The sequence below is a fragment of the Pseudomonas sp. 3HC3 genome (assembly GCF_044904505.1).
GTDB lineage: Bacteria > Pseudomonadota > Gammaproteobacteria > Pseudomonadales > Pseudomonadaceae > Aquipseudomonas > Aquipseudomonas putida_Y.
In genome coordinates this window covers 334,321-358,326 of the sequence record NZ_JADDRH010000003.1, presented here as the reverse complement: position 1 = coordinate 358,326, position 24,006 = coordinate 334,321, and the positions used below count along the sequence as shown (strand labels likewise).

The window sequence follows — 24,006 nt, the reverse complement described above, 5'->3', positions numbered from 1 at the left end:
GGGTTCACCCGCGAAGAGGCCGGGATAGACATCCACAAAAAAGGCCTCTTGCGAGGCCTTTGTCACATTCAGATCAACGCTTGAGCCCGTAGCTCTCATCCAGCATGCCCGGCGAGTTGGGCGCTTTCGGCGCATAGTCGCGCGGCACTTCGGCGGTGTCTTTAGGTGGGGTCAGGCGGTCACGCGGGCCTTGCGGAGCATCGGAGTGCAGCGCAGCCAGCAGGCGTTGGCGAGTGACGTCATCAAGGGCCAGGCTGTTGGCGCCTTCAGCCAGGTGATCCTGTACGTCCTGGTAGCTCTGGGTCAGTTTCTTGACCAGCATGGCGGTGCTGTTGAAGTGGGTGACCACTTCGTTCTGGTAGCTGTCGAAGCGCTTCTGGATGTCATCCAGTTGGCGCTGGGTGTTGTTCGGCGCCGCATTGGGCAGCAGACGGGCAACAATGAAACCGACTGCCACGCCGATGACCAGGGCCAGGGTTGGCAACAACCAAACAAGGAGCGAGAGTTCCACGAGTCCTTCCTCTATAAACGGCTTTGCTTTACGTTAACGGCTCAGACCTGCGCTGTATACCGCGAGCGATCGCAAATCAGAACAGAATTTCACACCTAGACGAATCGACCCTTCACGAGGTCACGGAGTAGTGCCTTGCTTGTCCGCGAAACCCCCTTGTTCATCGATGGCCCTTGCGGCCAGCTGGAAGCGTTGTACCTGGACGTGGCGCAAGCCCGTGGCGCGGTGCTGATCTGCCACCCTAACCCGGTCCAGGGCGGCACCATGCTCAACAAGGTTGTCTCGACCCTGCAGCGCACCGCACGTGATGCTGGTTATGTGACCCTGCGTTTCAACTACCGTGGCGTTGGCCAGAGTGCTGGCAGCCATGACATGGGTGCTGGTGAAGTGGCCGATGCCGAGGCCGCTGCAGCATGGCTGCGTGCCAGGCACCCCGGGCTACCGCTGGTGCTGATGGGCTTCTCGTTCGGTGGTTTCGTTGCCACCAGCCTGGCCGGGCGCCTTGAAGCCGCAAGCGTCGAGTTGCAGCACCTGTTCATGATCGCCCCGGCAGTCATGCGCCTGACCGCCGAATTTCCGCTGCCGCAGCGCTGCCCGATCACCGTGGTGCAGCCGGACGCCGACGAAGTCGTCGCGCCGCAGCTGGTTTACGAATGGTCCGACAGCCTGTCGCGTCCCCATGAGCTGCTGAAAGTGGCAGAATGCGGACACTTCTTCCATGGCAAGCTGACCGATCTGAAGGATCTGCTGCTGCCGCGCCTTTCGAACTGAGCCAAGCCTGAATAAGCGAACACCCATGACCACGCGCATTCTTACCGGTATCACCACCACCGGCACTCCGCACCTGGGCAACTACGCCGGCGCCATCCGCCCGGCGATCCGTGCCAGCCAGCAGCCCGGTGTCGACTCGTTCTACTTCCTGGCCGACTACCACGCCCTGATCAAGTGCGACGACCCGCTGCGCATCCAGCGCTCGCGCCTGGAAATTGCCGCCACCTGGCTGGCCGGTGGCCTGGACCCGGACAAGGTAACCTTCTATCGCCAGTCCGACATCCCGGAAATCCCCGAGCTGACCTGGCTGCTTACCTGCGTTGCTGCCAAAGGCCTGCTGAACCGTGCGCATGCCTACAAGGCCTCGGTGGACAAGAACGTCGAGAGCGGCGAAGACCCGGACGCCGGCGTGACCATGGGCTTGTTCAGCTACCCGGTGCTGATGGCCGCCGATATCCTGATGTTCAACGCCAACAAGGTGCCGGTCGGCCGTGACCAGATCCAGCACGTGGAAATGGCCCGCGATATCGGCCAGCGCTTCAACCACCTGTTCGGCCAGGGCAAGGACTTCTTCGCCTTGCCGGAGGCGGTGATCGAGGAAAGCGTGGCGACCCTGCCGGGCCTGGACGGGCGCAAGATGTCCAAAAGCTATGACAACACCATCCCGTTGTTCACCAGCGCCAAGGACATGAAAGACGCCATCTCGCGCATCGTCACCGATTCGCGCGCGCCAGGTGAGGCGAAAGACCCGGACAACGCGCACCTGTTCACCCTGTACCAGGCCTTCTCGACGCCTGAACAATGCGCCAGTTTCCGCGAAGAGCTGCTGCAGGGCCTGGGCTGGGGCGATGCCAAGCAGCGCCTGTTCCAGCTGCTGGACGGCCAGCTGGCCGAGAAGCGCGAGTACTATCACCAACTGATCGCCCGTCCGGCGGACCTGGAGGACATCCTGCTGGCCGGCGCCGCCAAGGCCCGCAAGATCGCCACGCCGTTCCTCGAGCAGCTGCGCGAGGCCGTTGGCTTGCGTTCGTTCCGCAGCAGCGTGCAGGCCAGCACCGAGGTGAAGAAGAAGGCTGCCAAGAGCGCACGCTTCGTCAGCTTCCGTGACGAAGACGGCAGCTTCCGTTTCCGCCTGCTGGCCGCCGACGGTGAGCAACTGCTGCTGTCGCGCAGCTTTGCCGACGGCAAGAGTGCCGGCGCCGTGAGCAAGCAGTTGCAGCAGGGTGGCGAGGCCGATGTCCGCGTCGAAGGCCTGAGCTTCGGCCTGTGGCTCAATGGCGAGCAGGTCGCCGAAGGGCCGCAGTTCGAAAGCGCCGAAGCTCGTGATGCCGCCATTCAGAGCCTGAACGAAGCTTTGGCGCCACAGCAGGACTGAGGTTGGCAAACGGTGGGAGCGGGCGTGCCCGCGAAACAGGCGCCGCGGTGCATGGCACCGGCTTTGCCGGTGTTCGCGGGCACGCCCGCTCCCACAGACTGATTGCCATTAAGCGGGCCTGTCGCTACAGTGACGGCCCGTTTTTTGTTGCCTCGCTAACGAATCATGACTCCCTTAGAACGCTATCAAGCAGATCTGAAACGTCCCGACTTCTTCCATGACGCGGCGCAGGAAACTGCGGTGCGTCACCTCCAGCGCCTGTACGACGACCTGGTGCACGCGCAGAACAACAAGCCGGGCGTGTTCGGCAAGCTGTTCGGCAAGAAGGAGCAGACCCCGGTCAAGGGCCTGTACTTCTGGGGTGGGGTAGGGCGAGGCAAGACCTACCTGGTTGATACCTTCTACGAAGCGCTGCCGTTCAAGCAGAAGATGCGTACGCACTTCCACCGCTTCATGAAGCGTGTGCACGAGGAAATGAAAACCCTCAAGGGCGAGAAGAACCCGCTGACCATCATTGCCAGGCGCTTCAGCGAAGAAGCCAAGGTGATCTGCTTCGACGAATTCTTCGTGTCGGACATTACCGACGCCATGATCCTCGGCACCTTGATGGAAGAGCTGTTCAAGAATGGCGTGTCGCTGGTGGCCACCTCCAACATCGTGCCGGACGGCCTGTACAAGGACGGCCTGCAGCGTGCGCGCTTCCTGCCGGCCATCGCCATGATCAAGCAGTACACCGACGTGGTTAACGTCGATAGCGGGGTCGACTACCGCCTGCGTCACCTGGAGCAGGCTGAACTGTTCCACTTCCCGCTCGATGACGCGGCGCACCAGAGCATGCGCGCCAGCTTCAAGGCGCTCACCCCTGAGTGCACCCAGGCGATCGAGAACGACGTGCTGATGATCGAGAACCGCCCGATCAATGCCCTGCGTACTTGCGACGACGTCGCCTGGTTCGATTTCCGCGCCCTGTGCGACGGGCCGCGCAGCCAGAACGACTACATTGAGTTGGGCAAGATCTTCCACGCCGTATTGCTGAGCAACGTGGAGCAGATGGGTGTCACCACCGACGACATCGCCCGCCGCTTCATCAACATGGTGGACGAGTTTTACGATCGCAACGTCAAGCTCATCATCTCGGCCGAGGTGGAGTTGAAGGACCTGTATACCGGTGGGCGTCTGAGCTTCGAGTTCCAGCGTACCCTGAGCCGGTTGCTGGAGATGCAGTCGCACGAATTCCTGGCGCGCGCACACAAGCCTTAACGGCAGCGGCAAGCTTCAGGCGGCAAGGAACATTCAGGGCAACGCGCGGTCCGCCCTGGTTTTTCCTTGTCGCTTCAAGCGCGAAACCTGCCGCTCTGGAGGCCTCTCAGGCTTCCTGCATGAACTGCTGCCGATACTGGTTCGGCGACAACTCGGTGTGCTGGCGGAACAGTCGCGCAAAGAAACTGGCATCGTCATACCCCACCTCGTAACTGATGGTCTTGATGCTTTTGCGCGTACTCGACAACAACCCCTTGGCTGTTTCGATGCGTAGCCGTTGCAGGTAGTGCAGGGGCTTGTCACCTGTTGCGCCCTGGAAGCGGCGCATGAAGTTGCGGATGCTCATGCCGTGGTTGCGGGCCACATCCTCGAAGCGGAACTTGTCGGCGAAGTGCTCCTCCAGCCAGTGCTGGATCTGCAGGATGATCAGGTCCTGGTGCAGCTTCTGCCCGCCAAAGCCCATGCGCCCCGGAGTGTAGTTGCGTTGTACTTCGTAGAGGATATCGCGGGACACCGCACGGGCCACTTTGGCACCGCAGAAGCGTTCGATCAGGTAGATGTACAGGTCGCAGGCTGAAGTTGCACCGCCGGCGCAATAGATATTGTCGGCATCGGTCAGGTGCTTGTCCTGGTTCAGGCGGATCTGCGGGAAGCGTTCGGCAAAGCTGTTGAAGAAGCGCCAGTAGGTGGTCGCCTCCTTGCCGTCGAGCAGACCGGATTCGGCCAGCCAGAACACACCACTGGCCTCGGCGCACAGCACCGCGCCACGCGCGTGCTGTTCACGCAGCCACGGCAGCACCTGGGGATAACGTTGCAGCAGGTTGTCGAAATCATCCCAGTAGGCCGGGAGGATGATCACATCAGCGTCGTCCAGGCCGCCGTCAACCGGTAACTGCACATTGCTGAAGCTGTCCACGGGCTGGCTGTCGGGGCTCACCAGGCGGATTTCGAACATGGGCTGCAAGCCCAGGCCCAGCTGCTTGCTGTAGCGCAGGCTGGCGAGGTGGAAGAAGTCCTTGGCCTGCATCAAGGTCGAAGCAAACACCTTGTCAATGGCCAGGATGCTGACGCGCCGCAGCGACGCTGAGGGTTGGGTAAACATCATTGTCATTGTTCTTATAGGGTAGAGTGGTCAATCACCGGCTGGATCGTCTTATTTTTTGGCGATTGTGTCTACCCCATGGAACAGCGGCGCGAAGCGGGGCGCAGTGTTTGGCTCAAGGCGCCGGGTTGGGTTGTTCCTGATGAATGGCTTCGATCGCTGTCAGCAGATCGGCGCTCAGGTTCAGTTCAAGGCTGGCCAGGTTGCTGTCCAGCTGCTGCAGGCTGGTGGCGCCAATGATGTTGCTGGTCACGAACGGCTGTCGGGTGACGAACGCCAGGGCCATTTGCGCCGGGTCCAGGCCGTGCTCGCGGGCCAGTTGTACGTAGCGGCTGCAGGCCGCCACGGTCTGTGGGTTGGAGTAACGGGCAAAGCGGCTGAACAGGGTCAGGCGTGCATTGTCCGGCCGTGCGCCGTTCTCGTACTTGCCAGAAAGCATGCCGAATGCCAGCGGCGAATAGGCCAGCAGGCCACATTGCTCGCGTATGGCCACTTCTGCCAGGCCCACCTCGAAGCTGCGGTTGAGCAGGTTGTACGGGTTCTGGATCGATACCGCCCGCGGCCAGCCATGGCTCTCGGCCAGTTGCAGGAATTTCATGGTGCCCCACGGCGTTTCGTTGGACAGGCCGATATGACGGATCTTGCCCGCACGTACCTGCTCGTCGAGCACCTGGAGGGTTTCTTCCAGTGGGGTGAAGTGATCCTGCGGCAGGTGCTGGTAGCCCAGCTTGCCGAAGAAGTTGGTGCTGCGCTCTGGCCAGTGCAACTGGTACAGGTCGATCCGGTCGGTCTGCAGGCGCTTCAGGCTTTCGTCCAGCGCCGCGACGATGTGCTGACGGTTGTGCTTGAGCTGCCCGTCGCGGATATGGCTGATGCCGTTGCCCGGGCCTGCAACCTTGCTGGCCAGGATCCACGCGTCGCGGTCGCCATGTTCACGGAACCAGTTGCCGATGATGCGCTCGGTGGCTGCGTAGGTTTCCGGGCGGGGAGGGACCGGGTACATCTCGGCGGTGTCGATGAAGTTGACCCCGGCGGCCTTGGCCCGGGCAATTTGTGCGAAGGCCTCGGCCTGGATGTTCTGCTCGCCCCAGGTCATGGTGCCCAGGCACAGGGCGCTGACGTTGAGATCGGTACGGCCGAGCTGGCGGTATTCCATCGGTTAGTCACTCCTTGGCAATAGATGCTCATCAAAGCAGGTTGAAATTTTTCGCGCAATCTGGATAATTCAGCCCCTCTCCGCGTGGCGGAAGTGATGCACCATCACGCAGGAAGAACCCCGTCGAACATTGGCGTGCCCGACCCGAGCCCCCAAAAGCGTCTGTGTTCGGCTGCGCGCTTGCCCTTGGCAAGCTGTGCACTATCCAGTAAGATTCGCCGTCTATTTTTCGCTGGGCGGCCTCTGAGGCTTTAGAGAATGAAAACTTTTACTGCTAAACCGGAAACAGTAAAGCGCGAGTGGTTCGTAGTCGACGCCGCTGGCCAGACCCTGGGTCGTCTGGCTACCGAGATCGCTACCCGTCTGCGTGGCAAACACAAACCAGAATACACCCCTCACGTTGACACCGGCGACTACATCGTCGTTATCAACGCCGAGCAGGTTCGTGTGACTGGTGCCAAGTCTTCCGACAAAATGTACTACTCCCACTCCGGTTTCCCAGGCGGTATCAAGGAAATCAACTTCGAGAAGTTGATCGCCAAGGCGCCTGAGCGTGTTATCGAAACTGCGGTCAAGGGCATGCTGCCTAAGAACCCGCTGGGTCGCGACATGTACCGCAAGCTGAAAGTGTACGCGGGTGCTGCTCACCCACACACTGCTCAGCAGCCTCAAGAACTGAAGATCTAACGGGATAGTTCATTATGTCGGCGACTCAAAATTACGGCACTGGCCGTCGCAAGACCGCAACCGCTCGCGTATTCCTGCGTCCGGGTACTGGTAACATTTCCATCAACAACCGTTCTCTGGACGTGTTCTTCGGTCGCGAAACCGCTCGCATGGTTGTTCGCCAGCCGCTCGAGCTGACTGAATCCGTTGAGAAATTCGACATCTACGTCACCGTTTCCGGTGGTGGTGTCAGCGGTCAAGCCGGTGCGATCCGTCACGGTATCACCCGCGCTCTGATGGAATACGACGAAACCCTGCGTGGCGCTCTGCGTCGTGCTGGCTACGTCACCCGCGACGCTCGTGAAGTTGAGCGTAAGAAAGTGGGTCTGCGTAAAGCGCGTAAGCGTCCTCAGTACTCCAAGCGTTAATACCGCTTCGGCAGTCGAAAAAAGCCCGGTTCCTTGGAACCGGGCTTTTTTTTTAGGCTTGAACTAACCTGTCAGCAGTCAGTGGCCGCTTGTCGCATAGACGCAGATCAAGCAAAGCGCGGGTTGTCGCCCTTGCCGGGGTAATCACCTTGTCAGTGTGTGGATTTGTTTCTTACCATGGCGGCCAATTTTTAGTGCCATTGACACAACCTAAGTACAGGCCAGGTCCAACTGGCCAAGCAAGCTGATGGGAGAGGACTGAATGAGCAATGACGGCGTCAACGCAGGCCGGCGCCGCTTCCTCGTAGCCGCGACATCCGTGGTCGGGGCAGCGGGGGCAGTGGGGGCTGCGGTACCGTTCGTGGGGTCATGGTTTCCCAGTGCCAAGGCGAAAGCCGCAGGTGCACCGGTGAAGGTCAACGTCGCCAAGGTCGAGGCAGGGCAGCAGATGGTGGCCGAGTGGCGTGGCCAGCCCGTATTCATCGTGCGGCGAACTGAGGAAATCCTTGGCAATCTGAAAAAAATCACGGCTGACCTGTCCGATCCCGAGTCCAAGGCCTCGGTACAGCCGGCGTACGTCGACCCTGAGGTTCGTTCGATCAAGCCGGAAATTCTCATTCTCGTCGGCCTGTGCACGCACCTGGGCTGTTCGCCCCTCTTTCGGCCGGAAGTGGCACCCGCCGACCTTGGGCCGAAATGGGTAGGTGGTTATTTCTGCCCGTGCCACGGCTCCCGCTATGACCTGGCTGGTCGTGTCTACAAGTCCCAGCCGGCGCCTCTCAACCTGCCCGTGCCACCGCACTCTTATGAGTCGGACGAGATCGTCGTCATTGGCGTCGACCAGGAGAAAGCATGATGAGCAAGTTCATGGACTGGATTGATGCTCGCTTCCCCGCCACCAAGATGTGGGAAGACCACCTGAGCAAGTATTACGCACCCAAGAACTTCAACTTCCTGTACTTCTTTGGCTCGCTGGCATTGCTGGTGCTGGTCAACCAGATCGTGACCGGCGTGTGGCTGACCATGAGCTTCACGCCCTCGGCGGAAGAGGCGTTCGCCTCGGTCGAGTACATCATGCGTGACGTGGAATACGGCTGGATCCTGCGCTACCTGCACTCCACGGGTGCGTCAGCGTTCTTCATCGTGGTCTACCTGCACATGTTCCGCGGCCTGCTCTACGGCTCTTATCAGAAGCCTCGTGAGCTGGTCTGGCTGTTCGGCATGCTGATCTATCTGGCGCTGATGGCTGAAGCGTTCATGGGCTACCTGCTGCCATGGGGGCAGATGTCGTACTGGGGGGCCCAGGTGATCATCTCGCTGTTCGGTGCCATCCCGGTGATCGGTGGCGACCTTACTCAGTGGATCCGCGGTGACTATCTGATCTCGGGTATCACCCTGAACCGCTTCTTCGCCCTGCACGTGGTTGCCCTGCCAATCGTGATTCTTGGCCTGGTGGTGCTGCACATCCTCGCCTTGCACGAAGTGGGTTCGAACAACCCTGATGGTGTCGACATCAAGAAGAAAAAGGACGAAAACGGTATTCCGCTGGATGGCATTCCGTTCCACCCGTACTACACCGTCAAGGACATTGTCGGCGTGGTGGTGTTCCTGTTCGTGTTCTGTGCCGTGGTGTTCTTCTTCCCTGAAATGGGCGGTTACTTCCTGGAGAAACCGAACTTCGAGCAGGCCAACGCTTTCAAGACGCCAGCGCACATCGCGCCGGTGTGGTACTTCACACCGTTCTACGCAATCCTGCGCGCGGTGCCTGACAAGTTGATGGGCGTCATTGCCATGGGTGCGGCCATTGCCGTGCTGTTCGTGCTGCCCTGGCTCGACCGCAGCCCGGTACGTTCCATGCGTTACAAGGGCTGGATCAGCAAGGCCTTCCTGCTGGTGTTCTGCGTGGCCTTCGTCATCCTCGGTGTGCTGGGCGTACTGGCGCCGACACCTGGGCGTACCTTGTTGTCGCAGGTGTGCACGGTGCTGTACTTCGCCTACTTCCTGCTGATGCCGTTCTACACAAGGCTCGAGAAGACCAAACCGGTTCCGGAAAGGGTGACTGGCTGATGAAAAAGTTGATTGCAGTATTTTTGCTGGCAGTGATGCCTGCCTTTTCCTTCGCTGCCGAAACTGGCCTGGAGCTGGACAAGGTCGATATCGACCTGACTGACAAGGCCGCCATGCAGGACGGTGCGCGTACCTTCGCCAACTATTGCATGGGTTGCCACAGTGCCAAGTTCCAGCGTTACGAGCGGGTGGCTGATGATCTGGGGATCCCGCATGAGCTGATGCTCGAGAAGCTGGTGTTCACGGGTGCCAAGATCGGTGACCACATGCAGATCGGTATGAAGCCCAGCGACGCCAAGACCTGGTTCGGTGCTGCGCCGCCCGACCTGACCCTGGTGGCCCGCGTACGCGGTACTGACTGGCTTTACACTTACCTGCGCAGCTTCTATGAGGACCCATCGCGCCCTTACGGGGTGAACAACAAGGTATTCCCGAACGTCGGCATGCCTAACGTGCTGGTAGGTCTGCAAGGCAACCAGGTGGTAGGTTGCAAGCAGGTGCAGACTGTGGTTGATGGCAAGAAGCAATTCGACCCGTTGACCGGCAGCCCGTTGACCCATGAAGCTTGCGATCAGCTGACCATTACGCCGAATTCCGGTACCCTGACGACCGAGCAGTTCGACGAGAAGGTCAAGAACCTTGTGACCTTCCTGGCCTATTCGGCCAACCCAGTCAAGCTGGAGAGCCAGCGCATCGGCACCTATGTGTTGCTGTACCTGGCTTTCTTCTTCGTATTCGCCTACTTGCTCAAGCGTGAATACTGGAAGGACGTGCACTGATCACGCAGTAGTTTCTGGTTGTTGAACGCGCCCGGGGTGGCCTAGCAGTATTGCCAGGTCACCCCGGGCGCGTTTTCATTTAAAGTTGCACAAGCATCCGTGCGAGGAGCCGCTACATGGGCGCAACCAACAGGTTAGCCTGCTATTCCGATCCCGCTGATCACTATTCTCATCGGGTGCGCCTGGTTCTGGCCGAGAAGGGCGTCAGCGTGCAGTTTATCGATGTCGATCCCGCCCGCCTGCCGCCGAAGCTGGCCGAGGTCAATCCTTATGGCAGCGTGCCGACCTTGGTCGACCGTGACCTGGCGTTGTATGAATCGACCGTGGTGATGGAATACCTCGAGGAGCGTTACCCGCACCCGCCGCTGATGCCGGTATACCCGGTTGCGCGTGGCAACAGCCGTCTGCTGATGCACCGCATCCAGCGCGACTGGTGTGCCTTGGCCGATACCGTGCTTGACCCGCGTAGCAGTGAAGCTGCCCGAACCGAGGCGCGCAAGGCCTTGCGCGAAAGCCTGACCGGGGTCTCGCCGTTGTTCAGCGAGTTCGCCTGCTTCATGAGTGATGAGCAAAGCCTGGTCGATTGCTGTCTATTGCCCATACTCTGGCGTTTGCCGGTGTTGGGTATCGAGTTGCCGCGGCAAGCCAAGCCGCTGCTGGATTACATGGAGCGCCAGTTCGCCCGCGAGCCTTTCCAGGCGAGCCTGTCCTCCGTAGAACGTGAAATGCGCAAGCTTTAAGGAGCCGTTGATGAACTCCAGTCGCCCCTATCTGGTTCGAGCACTGTACGAGTGGATCGTCGACAACGATTGCACGCCCCATATGCTGGTCAATGCCGAATTCCCGAAAGTTCAGGTGCCGGATGGTTTCGCCAGTGATGGCCAGATCGTCTTGAATATCTCGCCAAGTGCCGTGCGCAGCCTGCACATGGACAATGATGCCGTCAGCTTTGAGGGGCGCTTCAGTGGCGTGGCTCACTCGCTGTTTGTGCCGGTTGGTGCCATCCTGGGTATCTACGCCCGCGAAAATGGCCAGGGTATGGTCTTTGAGCTGGAGCCGCCTTTGATGGATGGCGACGAGCTGGAAGACGATGATGTGCAGCCGGATGACGATGGCCCGCCAGAAGGTGGGGGGCAGCCGCCGCGTCCGAGTGGTCGGCCAAGCCTGAAAGTGGTCAAGTAACAAAAAAGGCGATCCAGATGGATCGCCTTTTTTGTGTCTGCGATGGAGCGGGTTTACCCGCGAAGAGGCCCGCGCAGGCGATCACTGATTCAATCAATGTACTCGAACAGCTTGACGATCTTCTGCACGCCTGACACGCCCTGCACTACGGCAGTGGCCGAGTTGGCTTCTTGGCGGGTGACCAGACCAAGCAGGTAGACGATGCCGTTTTCGGTAATCACCTTGATGCGTGAGCTGGGCACGGCACTGTCGGTCAGCATCTGGGTCTTGATCTTGGTGGTCAGCCAGGCGTCGTTGTTGCGCGCCAAAATGGAGGAAGGCTGCATCACTTGCAGCTCGTTGTGCACTCTCTTGACTCGCTGTACCTGGCTGGCGGTTTGCTCTGCGAGGCTCTTGAGGTCGGCGCGCGGGGTCTGGCCGGCCAGCAGGACGATGCCGTTGTAGCTGCTGACAACGATGTGCGAGCCCTTGTCCAGGTCTGGGCTGGCCTTGGAAATGTTCACGGCGGCCTTGGTTTCGATCAGCGAGTCGTCGATCTTGCTACCAATGGTGCGCGTGCCGCGATCGTCCTCGATCGGCGAATTGCGGGTGGAGGTGAGTACCGAGCTGCAACCAGTGACGCTCAGGCACAGGGTCAGGGCCATCAGGCCGAGGCGCATAGGGGTCATTCTTCACTCCCGAACAGTTGGCTGTCGATCAGATCGCACAGGCAGTGGATCGCCAGCAGGTGGACTTCCTGGATGCGCGCAGTAACTGTCGAGGGCACGCGGATTTCCACGTCCTCGGGCAGCAGCAGTGAAGCCATGCCGCCGCCGTCGCGACCAGTCAATGCTACGACAATCATTTCACGGTCATGTGCGGCCTGGATCGCCTGGATCACGTTGGCCGAATTGCCGCTGGTGGAGATCGCCAGCAGAACATCACCGGGTTGGCCCAGGGCGCGGATCTGCTTGGAAAAGACTTCGTTGTAGCTGTAGTCGTTGGCGATCGAGGTCAGCGTCGAGCTGTCGGTGGTCAGCGCGATGGCTGGCAGGCTGGGGCGCTCGCGCTCGAAGCGGTTGAGCAGCTCCGATGAAAAGTGCTGGGCATCGCCGGCCGAGCCGCCGTTGCCGCAGGCGAGCATCTTGCCCTCGTTGAGCAGCGCATTGACCATGACCAGGCTGGCCTGCTCGATGTGCGGTGCCAGGATGTCCATTGCCTGTTGCTTGGTTTCGATGCTGGCCTCGAACAGCCGGCGAATTCGGGATTGCATGTCCATCTGGTGACCTTAAATGGGGCGGTGGCCTTTGCTACGCGCAACTACGACCAGCCCGCGATACATAGAGCAAAAAAAACGAAGTGGGTTCAGCATTCGAAGGCGTTTTTCAGCCATTGAAGCGGTCTGCCTGCATGGTGGCTGCCCTGCAGGGCGACTACGTCGAAGCGGCAGGGGTGGTTGCTCCAGTGGGGCTCCTTCTGCAGGAACAGGCTGGCGGCGAGCACCAACCGTTTCTGCTTGCGCCCGTCGATACTGTCGAGGGCGCCTCCGAAGCCCGCGTGCAACCGGTAGCGGACTTCGACGAATACTACTGTATCGGCGTCGAGCATGACCAGATCAAGCTCACCGCCTTTGCATCGCCAGTTGCGCACCAGCAACTGCAGCCCTTGCCCCTGAAGGTACTCAAGGGCTTGGGTTTCTGCCGCTTGCCCGGCACGGGTAGGCGATGCTGCGGCCATCAGCGCACGGTGTCAGGCAGGCGCTTGACCTGGCCGCCGGTAAACTCGGCCCATGGCAGCTGGCGCTCGACGCGCTGGTTGGCATTGATGCTCAGGCTGCCCGAAAGGCCCAGGATGCGGTTGTCCGGTAGCGCTTTCAGTTGGCCCAGGCGCGGCGCCAGGCTGTAGGCATCGACGCCCATGGCGTACAGGCGGCCGAGGCTGCCAGCGGCTTGCGGCCACTGCTGTACAACCTGTTGACGCAGACTGTTGCTGGTGTCGAGCAGCCACGGTGTTTCGCAGAAGCGGATGCCGTTCATGTCATTGTACTGGTTGACGTCACCGCTGGCGCTGTACAGGTTCGAGGTGGCATAGACCGGCACGTCACCGGCGTACTGGAAGTTCAGGGTCGGCTTGATCTGCTGCGCCTGTTGTGGGGTCGAGGCGAGGAAGATGAAATCGATGTCCTGGCGGCGCGACGGTTGTGCAGCGATGCGGCCGCCTACCGTACTTTGCAGGCTTTGGGCGCGGCCTTCGCTCTGGCGCAGCTGGAACAGGTCGGCAATCTGTTGGGCCAGGGCAACCGGCTGGGCGATGCGCTCGGCGGCGAGCAGGGTTCCGCCGTTGCCTTCCCAGTCCTGGCGGAAGGCGGCCAGGACACGGTCACCCCATTCGCCGCTCGGTACCAGGGCTACAGCGCGGACCATGCCATCGGCGCGGGCGCGGCGGGAGACTTCACGGGCTTCGTCCTCGGCCGCCAGGCCGAACTGGAACAACTGTGGTGGTGCCTTCTGGCCGGCGCCAGCGTAGTTCAGGGCCAGCGTGGTGATCGGCAGTTGTGGTTTGGCGGCCAGTTGTTTGACCAATGGCTTTTCAAGCGGGCCGATGACCAGCTGAACGCCGGCGGCTTGGGCCTGGCGATAGAAGTCGTCCAGCGAGCCGATGCGCGAGCTGTCGAACACCTGCACCGCAGGCGCTGGCTGGCCGGTTTGCTGGGCCTGGAAGTGAGCGGCCATGAAGCCGTCACGCAGGGCGCGGGCAACGCCGGCCAGCGGGCCTTCCTGAGGCAGTAGCAGGGCGATCCTGGTCAGCGGCTGGCTGGCCAGTTCCTTGAGCTTGATCAGCGCCGCCGGCAGTTGCTGGGCGGCAGGGTGCTCCGGGTGCTGTTTGACCCAGGCCTTGATGGCTGCTTGCTGCTGCTCCAGGGTACCGGCGCTTTTCACGGCGAACGCCAGGCTGGTCCAGCCGGCCAGGGTCTGGTCAGTGGCTGGTTGCTGCAGTTGCTCTGCAGGCAGCGAGGCGACCAGGGCCCAGATGGCGTCATTGTTGGCGCTGGCGGCCTGGCCGCTGAGCAGTGGTGCCAGCAGAATGCGCTGCTGTGCGGCAGCCAAGGCCTGGCCATCGGCTTCGAGCGCGGCGGCGTGCACGGTGTAGGTGCGCGCTTGTAGCTCTTGCGGCAACTCGGCAAGGCGCTGCAGGCTGGGGTGGGCCAGGGCAGTCAGGGCAGCCTTGGGCTGGTTGCGGCTCATGGCCAGCTCGGCGCCGAGGGTGCTGGCGAATACTTGCTGTGCCGGCTTGAGCGTGTCCAGTGGGACCTGCTCGAGGATGCGTGCGGCGCGTGGGAAGTCCTTCTGCTTGTAGGCCAGGTCGGCCGCGCTCAGGCGCAGCAGAGCGGCGTCTTCCGCAGACTTGCTGGAAGCGGCCTTTTCGAGCAGTTGCTCGATGCTGGCGTCCGGGGTGCGTGGCAGTTCGCCCAGGCTGGATGAGGGCGAGCTGGCACAGGCTGCCAGCAGGGCGGCGAGGCAGAGGGCTGTGAGCAGCCGCAGGCAAGCGATCATGTAAAGGTCCTGTTACTCGATCAAGTTGGCCGGCAATTGTACCCAAGCACTGGCCGGGGCGCGATGTTGCTGTGTCGATCCTTCACTATAGGTGGCTTGTTCCTGATCGCCGGCGAAGTTCTTTACGCTCTGTTGCAGGCGCTCGGGCTACAATGGCGCCTTTGATCCGAATGACAGGTGTGCGTAGTGACTGATGTGGCAGGGGCTTCGAAATCCACGGTGGGGACGCTGTATGTGGTGGCAACCCCCATCGGCAACCTCGACGACATGAGCGCCCGGGCGCTGAAGGTGCTGGCGGACGTGGCCCTGATCGCCGCCGAAGACACCCGTCATTCGATCCGCCTGCTGCAACACTTTGGCATCGACACGCCGTTGGCTGCTTGTCATGAGCACAACGAGCGCGACGAAGGCGGGCGTTTTCTCTCCAAGCTGCTGGCGGGTGAAAATGTGGCATTGGTCTCCGATGCCGGCACACCGCTGATTTCCGACCCAGGCTACCACCTGGTGCGTCAGGCGCGTGCTGCGGGGGTGAGCGTGGTGCCGGTGCCGGGCGCCTGTGCCTTGATTGCCGCACTATCGGCAGCAGGCCTGCCGTCGGACCGCTTCATCTTCGAAGGTTTCCTGCCGGCCAAGCAGGCAGGGCGCCGAGCGCGCCTGGAGCAGGTGAAGGAAGAGCCGCGCACGTTGATCTTCTATGAAGCTCCGCATCGAATCCTGGAATGTCTTGAAGACATGGAGGCGGTATTTGGTGGCGACCGTCCGGCGTTGCTGGCGCGCGAACTGACCAAGACCTTCGAGACCCTCAAGGGCTTGCCGCTGACTGAGCTGCGGGCTTTCGTAGCTGGCGACAGCAACCAGCAGCGCGGTGAATGCGTGGTGCTGGTCGGCGGTTGGAGCGCGCCGGAGGGCGAGCAGGCCATCAGTGCCGAAGCTCAGCGAGTGCTCGACCTGCTATTGGCGGAGTTGCCACTTAAGCGGGCTGCGGCGCTTGCGGCGGAAATTACCGGAGTGCGCAAGAACCTGTTGTATCAACTTGCCCTGGAAAAGCAGAAAGCTGAGTAGTGGCAGTTTGATATAAATGTCGGTATCGCTTGTTCTTGCGCGCGCGTGCCGGTAACCTTGGCGGCGGAGAGTCGATCGGACAGTCGCTGCCTGTTTTTGTTCCGCAACTTTTTTGTTGTGTGAGCAGCAGGGGGAGGAAAGTCCGGGCTCCATAGGGCGGAGTGCCAGGTAACGCCTGGGAGGCGCGAGCCTACGGAAAGTGCCACAGAAAATAACCGCCTAAGCACTTCGGTGCCGGTAAGGGTGAAAAGGTGCGGTAAGAGCGCACCGCACGGCTGGCAACAGTTCGTGGCTAGGTAAACCCCACTCGGAGCAAGACCAAATAGGGTTCCATCAGGCGTGGCCCGCGTCGGAACCGGGTAGGTTGCTAGAGGCGTCCAGTGATGGCCGTCGTAGAGGAATGACTGTCCTCGACAAAACCCGGCTTACAGATCGACTCTCCACCTTTCTTCCCCTGCTTGAATCGATAGCAGACCCCCTCTGGTAATACCGAAAAAATCTTACTCTTAATAAATTACTTTAACTTCGAACTCCATTCGCTTGCGTGGGTTTGATTTTTCTCGTGTTTTTTTCTCTCTGGCAGTCCTTCCACATTCCGTTGTCGCGCTAAATCTCAGTCCTGTAAGGCTTTTCCTTATGAACGTGCCTTGACGGTGCTGCGGGCGGATTCCTATAGTGTGCGCAAGTGGCAGAAAGTGGGATGAAGTGGGTTTTCTGACACAAAAAAGCTAACATTGTGGGGAATCACAGCCGTGTTCCGCGGAGCCAACGCCGTCAGCCTCGATGCCAAGGGCCGTCTCGCCATGCCGAGTCGGTACCGTGACGAGCTCGACTCACGTTGCAATGGCCAACTGATCGTGACCATTGACGCCGTAGACCCCTGCTTGTGTGTTTATCCCCTCGATGAGTGGGAACAGATAGAAGCCAAGTTGCGTGCCTTGCCATCGTTGCGTGAGGAAAACCGCCGCCTGCAGCGTTTGCTGATCGGTAATGCGGTGGACCTGGAGCTCGATGGCAGTGGGCGTTTCCTGGTGCCGCCCCGCCTGCGTGAGTACGCCAAGCTCGACAAGAAGGCGATGCTGGTGGGGCAACTGAACAAATTCCAGCTGTGGGATGAAGATGCCTGGAACGTGGTTTCGGCAGCCGACCTTGCAGCTATCCAACAACCGGGCGCCATGCCCGACGAATTGCGTGACCTGATCCTGTGACCATAGATAGCGGCTTCAACCACATTACCGTCCTGCTCGATGAAGCTGTCGAGGCATTGGCCCTGCGCGCCGACGGTTGCTATCTGGACGGCACTTTCGGCCGAGGCGGACACAGCCGTCTGATTCTCAGCAAGCTCGGGCCGCAAGGGCGGCTTTTGGGCTTCGACAAAGATCCACAGGCGATTGCTACGGGGCAAGCGCTGGCGGCCGAAGACGGCCGCTTCGTCATTGTACAGCGCAGTTTTGCCGAGCTGGGCGCGGAAGTGGCGGCGCGCGGCCTGCACGGCAAGGTCAGTGGTGTGTTGCTGGACCTGGGCGTGTCCTCGCCGCAGCTGGATGACCCAGAGCGCGGCTTCAGCTTCCTCAATGATGGCCCGCTGGACATGCGCATGAACCCGGACCAAGGCATCAGTGCTGCCGAGTTCATCGCAACTGCGCCCGTGGAAGAAATCGCCCGTGTCTTCAAGGAGTACGGTGAGGAACGCTTTGCCGGGCGCATGGCGCGTGCAGTGGTCGAACGCCGCGAAAAACAGCCCTTCACCCGTACCGCCGACCTGGCGGAGGTGCTCAAAGTGGCCAATCCGGCCTGGGAAAAGGGCAAGAACCCGGCTACCCGTGCCTTCCAGGGGCTGCGCATTCACGTCAACAACGAACTGGGTGACCTGGAGGCTGGCCTTGAGGCTGCGCTCGATGCGCTCGAGATCGGTGGTCGTCTGGCGGTCATCAGTTTCCACTCGCTGGAAGATCGTATCGTCAAGCTGTTCATGCGCAAGCTGGTGAAGGGTGAGGCCGACAACCTGCCGCGTAACCTGCCGGTTCAGCACAAGGTCTTCGAGCCGAAAATCAAGCTCATCGGCAAGGCTCAGTTCGCCTCCGAGGCCGAGCTCAAGGCCAACCCGCGGTCGCGTAGTGCCGTGATGCGCGTGGCGGAGAAGCTGCGGTGAGCAGGCTACTTGCCAAACCTTTGCCAGGCGGAAGCTTCCTGATGCTTCTGCTGTTCATCGGCGTACTGGTTTCGGCCATTGCCGTGTCCTACAGTGCGCACTGGAACCGTCAACTGCTCAACACCCTGTACGGTGAATTGAACGAGCGCGACAAGGCTCAGGCCGAATGGGGCCGGTTGATTCTTGAGCAGAGTACCTGGACCGCTGCCAGCCGCATCGAGAGCCTGGCCTCCGAGCAGCTGAACATGCGCGTGCCGTCAGCTGACGAAGTCCGGATGGTGGCGCCATGATGAAGCTCGAAGGCGCACTCTACCCGTGGCGCTTCCGTGTAGTGATCGGCTTGCTGGCGATCATGGTCGGCGCCATTTGCTGGCGCATCATCGACCTGCAGGTGGTTGATCGTGACTTCCTCAAGGGCCAGGGCGATGCGCGCAGCCTGCGTCACATCCCCATCCCGGCGCACCGCGGTTTGATTACCGACCGCAACGGTGAGCCGTTGGCTGTGAGCACCCCGGTCACCACCTTGTGGGCCAACCCCAAAGAGATGCAGGCCTCCAAGGAGCGCTGGCCGCAATTGGCCGCAGCGCTGGGGCAAAACCCGCAGCAGTTGACCGAGCGCCTGACCCAGCAGGCCAACAAAGAGTTCATCTACCTTGTCCGGGGGCTGACCCCCGAGCAGGGCCAGCACGTGCTCAACCTCAAAGTACCAGGTGTGTATGGCCTGGAAGAATTCCGCCGCTTCTATCCGGCCGGTGATGTGACTGCGCACATGGTCGGCTTTACCGACCTCGATGACCATGGCCGCGAAGGGGTGGAGCTGGCCTATGACGAGTGGCTGGCCGGTGTGCCCGGCAAGCGCCAGGTGATCAAGGACCGGCGCGGCCGGCTGATCAAGGACATTCAGGTAACCAAGAACGCCAAGGCCGGGAAGACCTTGGCGTTGTCGATAGACTTGCGCCTGCAGTACCTGGCTACCCGTGAGCTGCGCAATGCCATTGCCGAGCAGGACGCCAAGGCTGGCAGCCTGGTGATCATGGACGTCAAGACCGGTGAGGTCCTGGCCATGGTCAACCAGCCGACCTACAACCCCAACAACCGCCGTAGCATGTTCCCGGCGGCCATGCGTAACCGGGCAATCATCGACGTGTTCGAGCCGGGCTCCACGGTCAAGCCGATCTCCATGAGTGCGGCGCTGCAGAGCGGCCGCTGGAAGCCGAGCGACAAGGTCGAGGTGTACCCTGGCAGCCTGCAGATCGGCCGCTACACCATCAAGGACGTGTCGCGCAGCGAGGGTCCGATTCTTGATTTGACCGGCATTCTGATCAACTCCAGTAACGTTGGCATGAGCAAGATCGCCTTCGACATCGGCGGCGAGGCCATCTACCGGGTGATGTCCCAGGTCGGCCTGGGCCAGTACACCGGTCTTGGCTTCCCGGGCGAGCGTGTCGGCAACCTGCCCAACCACCGTGAGTGGCGCAAGGCCGAGACCGCAACCCTGTCGTATGGCTACGGCGTATCGGTCACCGCCCTGCAGCTGGTGCATGCCTACGCTGCGCTGGCCAACGACGGCAAGATGGTACCGCTGTCGATCATCAAGCTCGACAAGACGCCGGAAGCGGTGCAGGCCATCCCGAAAGAAGTCGCCGAAACCGTTCAGGGCATGCTGCAGCAGGTGATCGAAGCCCCGCGCGGCGTCTTCCGTGCCCAGGTGCCGTTCTATCACGTGGCCGGCAAGTCCGGCACCGCGCGTAAGGCGACCGTGGGTGCCAAGGGGTACACCGAAAACGCCTACCGCTCGCTGTTCGCCGGCTTCGGGCCAATGAGCGACCCGCGCTACGCCATCGTCGTGGTCATCGACGAGCCGAGAAAGGGTGGCTACTTCGGTGGCCTGGTTTCGGCGCCTGTATTCAGCAAGGTCATGTCCGGCACCCTGCGCCTGATGAACGTGCCGCCAGACAACCTGCCGCCACCGGCACCCGCGGTGCAATCGCAAGTCAATGCAGCAGCCGCCAAGGGAGGGCGTGGATGATGACAATGCCATTAAGCAAACTTTTCGCCCACGCCAGCCGCGATCCATTGATTCGTGAGCTGACCCTGGACAGCCGTAATGTGCGCCCGGGTGACTTGTTCCTGGCGGTGCCGGGTGCCAAGGTCGATGGCCGCGAGCATATCGCCGATGCCCTGGCCCGTGGCGCTGCCGCAGTGGCCTACGAAGAGCAGGGCGCCAACGTGCTGCCGCTGACCGATGCGCCGCTGATTCCGGTCAAAGGCCTGATCGCTCAGTTGTCAGATATCGCCGGGCGCTTCTACGGTGAACCGAGCCGCCAGTTGAATCTGGTCGGCGTGACCGGTACCAACGGCAAGACAAGCGTGACCCAGCTGGTAGCCCAGGCGCTCGACTTGCTTGGCCAGCGCTGCGGCCTGATTGGCACCCTGGGTACTGGCTTCTACGGCGAGTTGCAGAGCGGCCGCCTGACCACGCCCGACCCGATTGCCGTGCAATCGACCCTCAACGACCTCAAGAAAGGTGGCGCCAAGGCCGTGGCAATGGAAGTGTCTTCCCATGCCCTGGAGCAAGGCCGGGTTGCCGCACTGGAATTCGACATCGCGGTGATGACCAACCTGTCCCGCGATCACCTCGACTATCACGGCAGCATGGAAGCCTATGAGGCCGCCAAGGCCAAGCTGTTCGCCTGGCCGAGCCTGCGTTGCCAGGTGGTCAACCTGGATGACGGCTTTGGTCGTCGTCTGGCCGCCGACTTTGCGCGCCGCCCGAGTGTCGACCATATCGAAACCCGGCTGCTGAGCTACAGCCTGGAACGCCCTGAGGCCTCGCTGTTCTGTCGCGAAGCCGTGTTCAGTGACGATGGCGTGCGCGCCACAATCGTCACTGCCCAAGGTGAGCGTATCTTGCGCAGCCAACTGCTGGGCCGCTTCAACCTGAGCAACATGCTTGCCGCTGTGGCGACCCTGCTGGCGCTGGACTATGCGCTGGACGAGATCCTCAAGGTCACGCCGCAACTGCAGGGGCCGGTAGGCCGCATGCAGCGCTTGGGTGGCGGCGACAAGCCGCTGGTGGTGGTCGACTACGCACACACACCGGATGCACTTGAAAAAGTACTCGAGGCCCTGCGCCCGCACGCTCATGGCAAGCTGTTGTGCCTGTTCGGCTGCGGCGGTGACCGTGATCGCGGCAAGCGCCCGCTGATGGCCGAAGTGGCCGAGCGTCTGGCCGACCGCGTACTGGTCACCGACGACAACCCGCGTACTGAAGATCCGTTGCGCATCTTCGATGATATCCGCCCCGGTTTCACCAGGCCTGACGACGTCGAGTTCGTTGCCGGTCGAGGCGAAGCCATCGCGCATCTGATTGCCACCGCCGCTGCCAACGATGTGATCGTGCTGGCTGGCAAGGGGCACGAGGATTACCAGGAGATCAATGGCGAGCGCCATGATTTCTCCGATTTGACCGAGGCCGAAAAGGCACTTGCAGCCTGGGAGGCTCCACATGCTTAAGCCGCTGTCACTCAGCCAGCTGACCACAGCCCTGAATGGTCAACACATCGGTGCCGACGCCTCGTTTACCGGTGTCAGCATCGATAGCCGCAGTGTCAGCGCCGGGCAACTGTTCGTCGCCCTGGCCGGCCCGCGTTTCGATGGCCATGACTACTTGGCAGACGTAAAAGTCAAAGGCGCAGTAGCCGCCCTGGTCGAGCGTGAAGTGGCCGGTGTCGACCTGCCGCAGTTGCTGGTCAAGGATTGCCGGGTAGCACTGGGTCAGCTCGGCGCCCTGAACCGCGCGGCTTTCGACAAGCCTGTAGTGGCCATTACCGGTTCCAGCGGCAAGACCACGGTCAAGGAAATGCTCGCCAGTATCCTGCGCACCCGTGGCCTGGTTCACGCCACCCGCGGCAACTTGAACAATGACCTCGGGGCACCGCTGACACTGCTGGAGATCGCCCCGGAGCACAGCGCGGCAGTGATCGAGCTGGGCGCCTCGCGCATTGGCGAAATCCGCTACACCGTGGGCCTGACACAACCGCAGGTGGTCATCATCAACAACGCCGGTACTGCCCACGTTGGTGAGTTCGGCGGCCCGGACAAGATCGTCGAAGCCAAGGGCGAGATTCTCGAAGGCCTGGGCGAGGGCGGTATTGCCATCCTCAACCTGGACGACAAAGCTTTTGACATCTGGAAGGCGCGTGCCGGTGCGCACAAGGTCGTCAGTTTTGCACGCAGCAACCCTAAGGCCGATTTCCACGCTTCAGACATTGGTCGCGATGCCCGCGGCTGCCCGTCGTTCACCCTGCATGGCGCCCGTGAAACGGTAGCCATACAACTCAATGTGCTGGGTGAACACAACGTCAGCAACGCCCTGGCCGCTGCCGCCGCTGCACATGCCGTTGGTCTGAGCCTGAGCGGCATTGCCGCAGGCCTGGCGGCCGTGCAACCGGTCAAGGGGCGCACCGTGGCGCAGATCGCGCCGAACGGGGTACGGGTTATCGACGACAGTTACAATGCAAATCCCACCTCTATGTGCGCAGCCATTGATATACTCGCCGGCTTTTCCGGGCGCACCGTTCTGGTGCTTGGGGATATCGGCGAATTGGGGCAATGGGCGGAAGAAGGCCACCGTCAGGTGGGTGACTACGCGCGTGGCAAGGTCGACGCCCTGTACGCAGTGGGTTCCAACATGACACATGCGGTCAAGGCGTTCGGCGCCAATGGCCGCCATTTCGCTACTCAAGCTGAGCTGATCGATGCGGTTAGCGCCGAGAATGCCAGTGACACCACTATCTTGATCAAGGGCTCGCGCAGCGCTGCGATGGAAAACGTCGTGGCGGCATTGTGCGGTGCCAGCGGGGAGAAACATTAATGCTGCTGCTGTTGGCCGAGTATCTGCAACAGTTCCACAAAGGCTTCGCGGTCTTTCAGTACCTGTCCCTGCGCGGGATTCTTGGTGTACTGACCGCGTTGTCCCTGGCGCTGTGGCTGGGCCCCTGGATGATCCGTACCCTGCAAATTCGCCAGATCGGCCAGGCCGTGCGTAACGACGGCCCGCAATCGCACTTGTCCAAGTCCGGTACCCCGACCATGGGCGGTGCGCTGATTCTGTCGGCCATTGCCATCAGCACCTTGCTGTGGGCCGACCTGAGCAACCGCTATGTATGGGTTGTGCTGATCGTCACCCTGGCGTTCGGTGCCATTGGCTGGGTCGATGACTACCGCAAGGTGATCGAAAAGAACTCCCGTGGCCTTCCGAGCCGCTGGAAGTACTTCTGGCAGTCGGTGTTCGGCCTGGCGGCGGCGGTGTTTCTGTACAAGACGGCGCCAACCAGCGTCGAGACCACGCTGATCCTGCCGTTCATCAAGGATGTCACCATTCCGCTGGGCGTCGGCTTCGTCGTACTGACCTACTTCGTCATTGTCGGTTCGAGCAACGCGGTCAACCTCACTGATGGCCTCGACGGCCTGGCAATCATGCCGACGGTGATGGTCGGCGGCGCGCTGGGCATCTTCTGCTACCTGTCGGGTAACGTGAAGTTCGCCGAGTACCTGCTGATCCCCTACGTGCCGGGCTCGGGCGAGCTGATCGTGTTCTGCGGCGCGCTGATCGGTGCCGGCCTGGGCTTCCTGTGGTTCAACACCTACCCGGCGCAAGTGTTCATGGGTGACGTCGGCGCGCTGGCGCTGGGCGCCGCGCTGGGCACCATCGCCGTCATCGTGCGCCAGGAAATCGTGCTGTTCATCATGGGCGGCATCTTCGTGGTGGAAACCCTGTCGGTGGTGATCCAGGTCGCCTCCTTCAAGCTGACCGGCAAACGCGTGTTCCGCATGGCGCCGATTCACCACCACTTTGAACTCAAGGGCTGGCCAGAGCCTCGGGTGATCGTCCGATTCTGGATCATCACCGTGATCCTGGTATTGATTGGCCTTGCAACCCTGAAACTGAGGTAGATGA

25 protein-coding genes and 1 other RNA gene are annotated in these 24,006 nt (G+C 61.3%); 19 read left to right on the top strand and 7 right to left on the bottom strand.

The annotated features are described in order from the left end of the window. Positions 1 to 73: 73 nt before the first annotated feature. Positions 74 to 511, bottom strand: coding sequence for a YhcB family protein (locus tag INQ47_RS08790; RefSeq protein ID WP_252459479.1), 438 nt, complete (start codon positions 509 to 511; stop codon positions 74 to 76). Positions 512 to 646: 135 nt separating this feature from the next. Here INQ47_RS08790 and INQ47_RS08785 point away from each other — a divergent pair, with 135 nt between their 5' ends. The 3 genes from INQ47_RS08785 to zapE all read left to right on the top strand — a co-directional run bounded on the left by INQ47_RS08785 (position 647) and on the right by zapE (position 3,917). Continuing rightward, positions 647 to 1,282 carry an alpha/beta hydrolase gene (locus INQ47_RS08785; protein ID WP_404701513.1) on the top strand — a complete coding sequence of 212 codons (636 nt, stop codon included), beginning with the start codon at positions 647 to 649 and terminating at the stop codon, positions 1,280 to 1,282. A gap of 25 nt (positions 1,283 to 1,307) precedes the next feature. Beyond that, on the top strand, positions 1,308 to 2,657 hold the full coding sequence (locus INQ47_RS08780; protein ID WP_404701512.1) for a tryptophan--tRNA ligase: 1,350 nt from the start codon (positions 1,308 to 1,310) through the stop codon (positions 2,655 to 2,657). 165 nt (positions 2,658 to 2,822) lie between these two features. After that, positions 2,823 to 3,917, top strand: a complete 1,095-nt coding sequence (gene zapE, locus INQ47_RS08775; RefSeq protein WP_176682600.1) for a cell division protein ZapE — start codon at positions 2,823 to 2,825, stop codon at positions 3,915 to 3,917. A 106-nt stretch (positions 3,918 to 4,023) separates the two neighbouring features. Here zapE and INQ47_RS08770 read toward each other — a convergent pair whose 3' ends face one another. Then, positions 4,024 to 4,944 carry a GlxA family transcriptional regulator gene (locus INQ47_RS08770; RefSeq protein ID WP_404701532.1) on the bottom strand — a complete coding sequence of 307 codons (921 nt, stop codon included), beginning with the start codon at positions 4,942 to 4,944 and terminating at the stop codon, positions 4,024 to 4,026. Between the two features lie 190 nt (positions 4,945 to 5,134). Beyond that, positions 5,135 to 6,175 (bottom strand): NADP(H)-dependent aldo-keto reductase, encoded by a 1,041-nt coding sequence (locus INQ47_RS08765; RefSeq protein WP_176682601.1) that lies wholly within the window; start codon positions 6,173 to 6,175, stop codon positions 5,135 to 5,137. Between the two features lie 258 nt (positions 6,176 to 6,433). Between INQ47_RS08765 and rplM the strand changes: the two genes are divergently transcribed. The 7 genes from rplM (at position 6,434) to INQ47_RS08730 (ending at position 11,297) form a co-directional block, all read left to right on the top strand. Further along, on the top strand, positions 6,434 to 6,862 hold the full coding sequence (gene rplM / locus INQ47_RS08760) for a 50S ribosomal protein L13 (RefSeq protein WP_003251819.1): 429 nt from the start codon (positions 6,434 to 6,436) through the stop codon (positions 6,860 to 6,862). 14 nt (positions 6,863 to 6,876) lie between these two features. Further along, the gene (gene rpsI / locus INQ47_RS08755; protein ID WP_003251821.1) at positions 6,877 to 7,269 is read left to right on the top strand and encodes a 30S ribosomal protein S9; all 393 of its coding nucleotides are present in this window, start codon (positions 6,877 to 6,879) and stop codon (positions 7,267 to 7,269) included. 262 nt (positions 7,270 to 7,531) lie between these two features. Then, positions 7,532 to 8,125 (top strand): ubiquinol-cytochrome c reductase iron-sulfur subunit, encoded by a 594-nt coding sequence (gene petA, locus INQ47_RS08750; RefSeq protein ID WP_252459482.1) that lies wholly within the window; start codon positions 7,532 to 7,534, stop codon positions 8,123 to 8,125. Continuing rightward, positions 8,125 to 9,336 carry a cytochrome bc complex cytochrome b subunit gene (locus INQ47_RS08745; protein ID WP_028697485.1) on the top strand — a complete coding sequence of 404 codons (1,212 nt, stop codon included), beginning with the start codon at positions 8,125 to 8,127 and terminating at the stop codon, positions 9,334 to 9,336. The genes petA and INQ47_RS08745 overlap by 1 nt, the downstream gene beginning before the upstream one ends. Next, the gene (locus INQ47_RS08740; RefSeq protein WP_176682603.1) at positions 9,336 to 10,115 is read left to right on the top strand and encodes a cytochrome c1; all 780 of its coding nucleotides are present in this window, start codon (positions 9,336 to 9,338) and stop codon (positions 10,113 to 10,115) included. The genes INQ47_RS08745 and INQ47_RS08740 overlap by 1 nt, the downstream gene beginning before the upstream one ends. 116 nt (positions 10,116 to 10,231) lie before the next feature. Beyond that, positions 10,232 to 10,855: a glutathione S-transferase N-terminal domain-containing protein gene (locus INQ47_RS08735; protein WP_021784142.1), complete on the top strand. Its 624-nt coding sequence runs from the start codon at positions 10,232 to 10,234 to the stop codon at positions 10,853 to 10,855. A gap of 10 nt (positions 10,856 to 10,865) precedes the next feature. After that, positions 10,866 to 11,297: a ClpXP protease specificity-enhancing factor gene (locus INQ47_RS08730; protein WP_084850855.1), complete on the top strand. Its 432-nt coding sequence runs from the start codon at positions 10,866 to 10,868 to the stop codon at positions 11,295 to 11,297. Positions 11,298 to 11,386: 89 nt separating this feature from the next. Here INQ47_RS08730 and INQ47_RS08725 read toward each other — a convergent pair whose 3' ends face one another. The 4 genes from INQ47_RS08725 to INQ47_RS08710 all read right to left on the bottom strand — a co-directional run bounded on the left by INQ47_RS08725 (position 11,387) and on the right by INQ47_RS08710 (position 14,830). After that, positions 11,387 to 11,965, bottom strand: a complete 579-nt coding sequence (locus tag INQ47_RS08725; RefSeq protein WP_021784144.1) for a BON domain-containing protein — start codon at positions 11,963 to 11,965, stop codon at positions 11,387 to 11,389. Next, positions 11,962 to 12,555: a phosphoheptose isomerase gene (locus tag INQ47_RS08720; RefSeq protein ID WP_012053657.1), complete on the bottom strand. Its 594-nt coding sequence runs from the start codon at positions 12,553 to 12,555 to the stop codon at positions 11,962 to 11,964. Before INQ47_RS08720 ends, INQ47_RS08725 begins: the two co-directional genes overlap by 4 nt. An 86-nt stretch (positions 12,556 to 12,641) precedes the next feature. Continuing rightward, a complete protein-coding gene (locus tag INQ47_RS08715; RefSeq protein WP_252459483.1) occupies positions 12,642 to 13,013 on the bottom strand; it encodes a YraN family protein in 372 nt (123 codons plus the stop codon). Continuing rightward, positions 13,013 to 14,830 carry a penicillin-binding protein activator gene (locus INQ47_RS08710; RefSeq protein ID WP_252459484.1) on the bottom strand — a complete coding sequence of 606 codons (1,818 nt, stop codon included), beginning with the start codon at positions 14,828 to 14,830 and terminating at the stop codon, positions 13,013 to 13,015. Before INQ47_RS08710 ends, INQ47_RS08715 begins: the two co-directional genes overlap by 1 nt. 186 nt (positions 14,831 to 15,016) lie before the next feature. Here INQ47_RS08710 and rsmI point away from each other — a divergent pair, with 186 nt between their 5' ends. The 9 genes from rsmI to mraY all read left to right on the top strand — a co-directional run bounded on the left by rsmI (position 15,017) and on the right by mraY (position 24,002). Then, positions 15,017 to 15,892, top strand: coding sequence for a 16S rRNA (cytidine(1402)-2'-O)-methyltransferase (rsmI, locus tag INQ47_RS08705; protein WP_289711626.1), 876 nt, complete (start codon positions 15,017 to 15,019; stop codon positions 15,890 to 15,892). 67 nt (positions 15,893 to 15,959) lie between these two features. After that, an RNA gene (gene rnpB / locus INQ47_RS08700) (RNase P RNA component class A) lies at positions 15,960 to 16,336 on the top strand. A gap of 308 nt (positions 16,337 to 16,644) precedes the next feature. Continuing rightward, positions 16,645 to 17,100, top strand: a complete 456-nt coding sequence (gene mraZ / locus INQ47_RS08695; protein ID WP_021784148.1) for a division/cell wall cluster transcriptional repressor MraZ — start codon at positions 16,645 to 16,647, stop codon at positions 17,098 to 17,100. Continuing rightward, positions 17,097 to 18,044 (top strand): 16S rRNA (cytosine(1402)-N(4))-methyltransferase RsmH, encoded by a 948-nt coding sequence (rsmH, locus tag INQ47_RS08690; RefSeq protein WP_404701511.1) that lies wholly within the window; start codon positions 17,097 to 17,099, stop codon positions 18,042 to 18,044. The genes mraZ and rsmH overlap by 4 nt, the downstream gene beginning before the upstream one ends. Next, positions 18,041 to 18,334 (top strand): cell division protein FtsL, encoded by a 294-nt coding sequence (gene ftsL, locus INQ47_RS08685; RefSeq protein WP_252459485.1) that lies wholly within the window; start codon positions 18,041 to 18,043, stop codon positions 18,332 to 18,334. The genes rsmH and ftsL overlap by 4 nt, the downstream gene beginning before the upstream one ends. Further along, positions 18,334 to 20,073 (top strand): penicillin-binding protein 2, encoded by a 1,740-nt coding sequence (locus tag INQ47_RS08680; RefSeq protein ID WP_252459492.1) that lies wholly within the window; start codon positions 18,334 to 18,336, stop codon positions 20,071 to 20,073. The genes ftsL and INQ47_RS08680 overlap by 1 nt, the downstream gene beginning before the upstream one ends. Further along, positions 20,070 to 21,560, top strand: coding sequence for a UDP-N-acetylmuramoyl-L-alanyl-D-glutamate--2,6-diaminopimelate ligase (locus tag INQ47_RS08675; RefSeq protein WP_252459486.1), 1,491 nt, complete (start codon positions 20,070 to 20,072; stop codon positions 21,558 to 21,560). Before INQ47_RS08680 ends, INQ47_RS08675 begins: the two co-directional genes overlap by 4 nt. Next, positions 21,553 to 22,920, top strand: a complete 1,368-nt coding sequence (gene murF, locus INQ47_RS08670; RefSeq protein ID WP_252459487.1) for a UDP-N-acetylmuramoyl-tripeptide--D-alanyl-D-alanine ligase — start codon at positions 21,553 to 21,555, stop codon at positions 22,918 to 22,920. The genes INQ47_RS08675 and murF overlap by 8 nt, the downstream gene beginning before the upstream one ends. Continuing rightward, positions 22,920 to 24,002, top strand: a complete 1,083-nt coding sequence (gene mraY, locus INQ47_RS08665) for a phospho-N-acetylmuramoyl-pentapeptide-transferase (RefSeq protein WP_016498046.1) — start codon at positions 22,920 to 22,922, stop codon at positions 24,000 to 24,002. Before murF ends, mraY begins: the two co-directional genes overlap by 1 nt. Positions 24,003 to 24,006 lie beyond the last annotated feature (4 nt).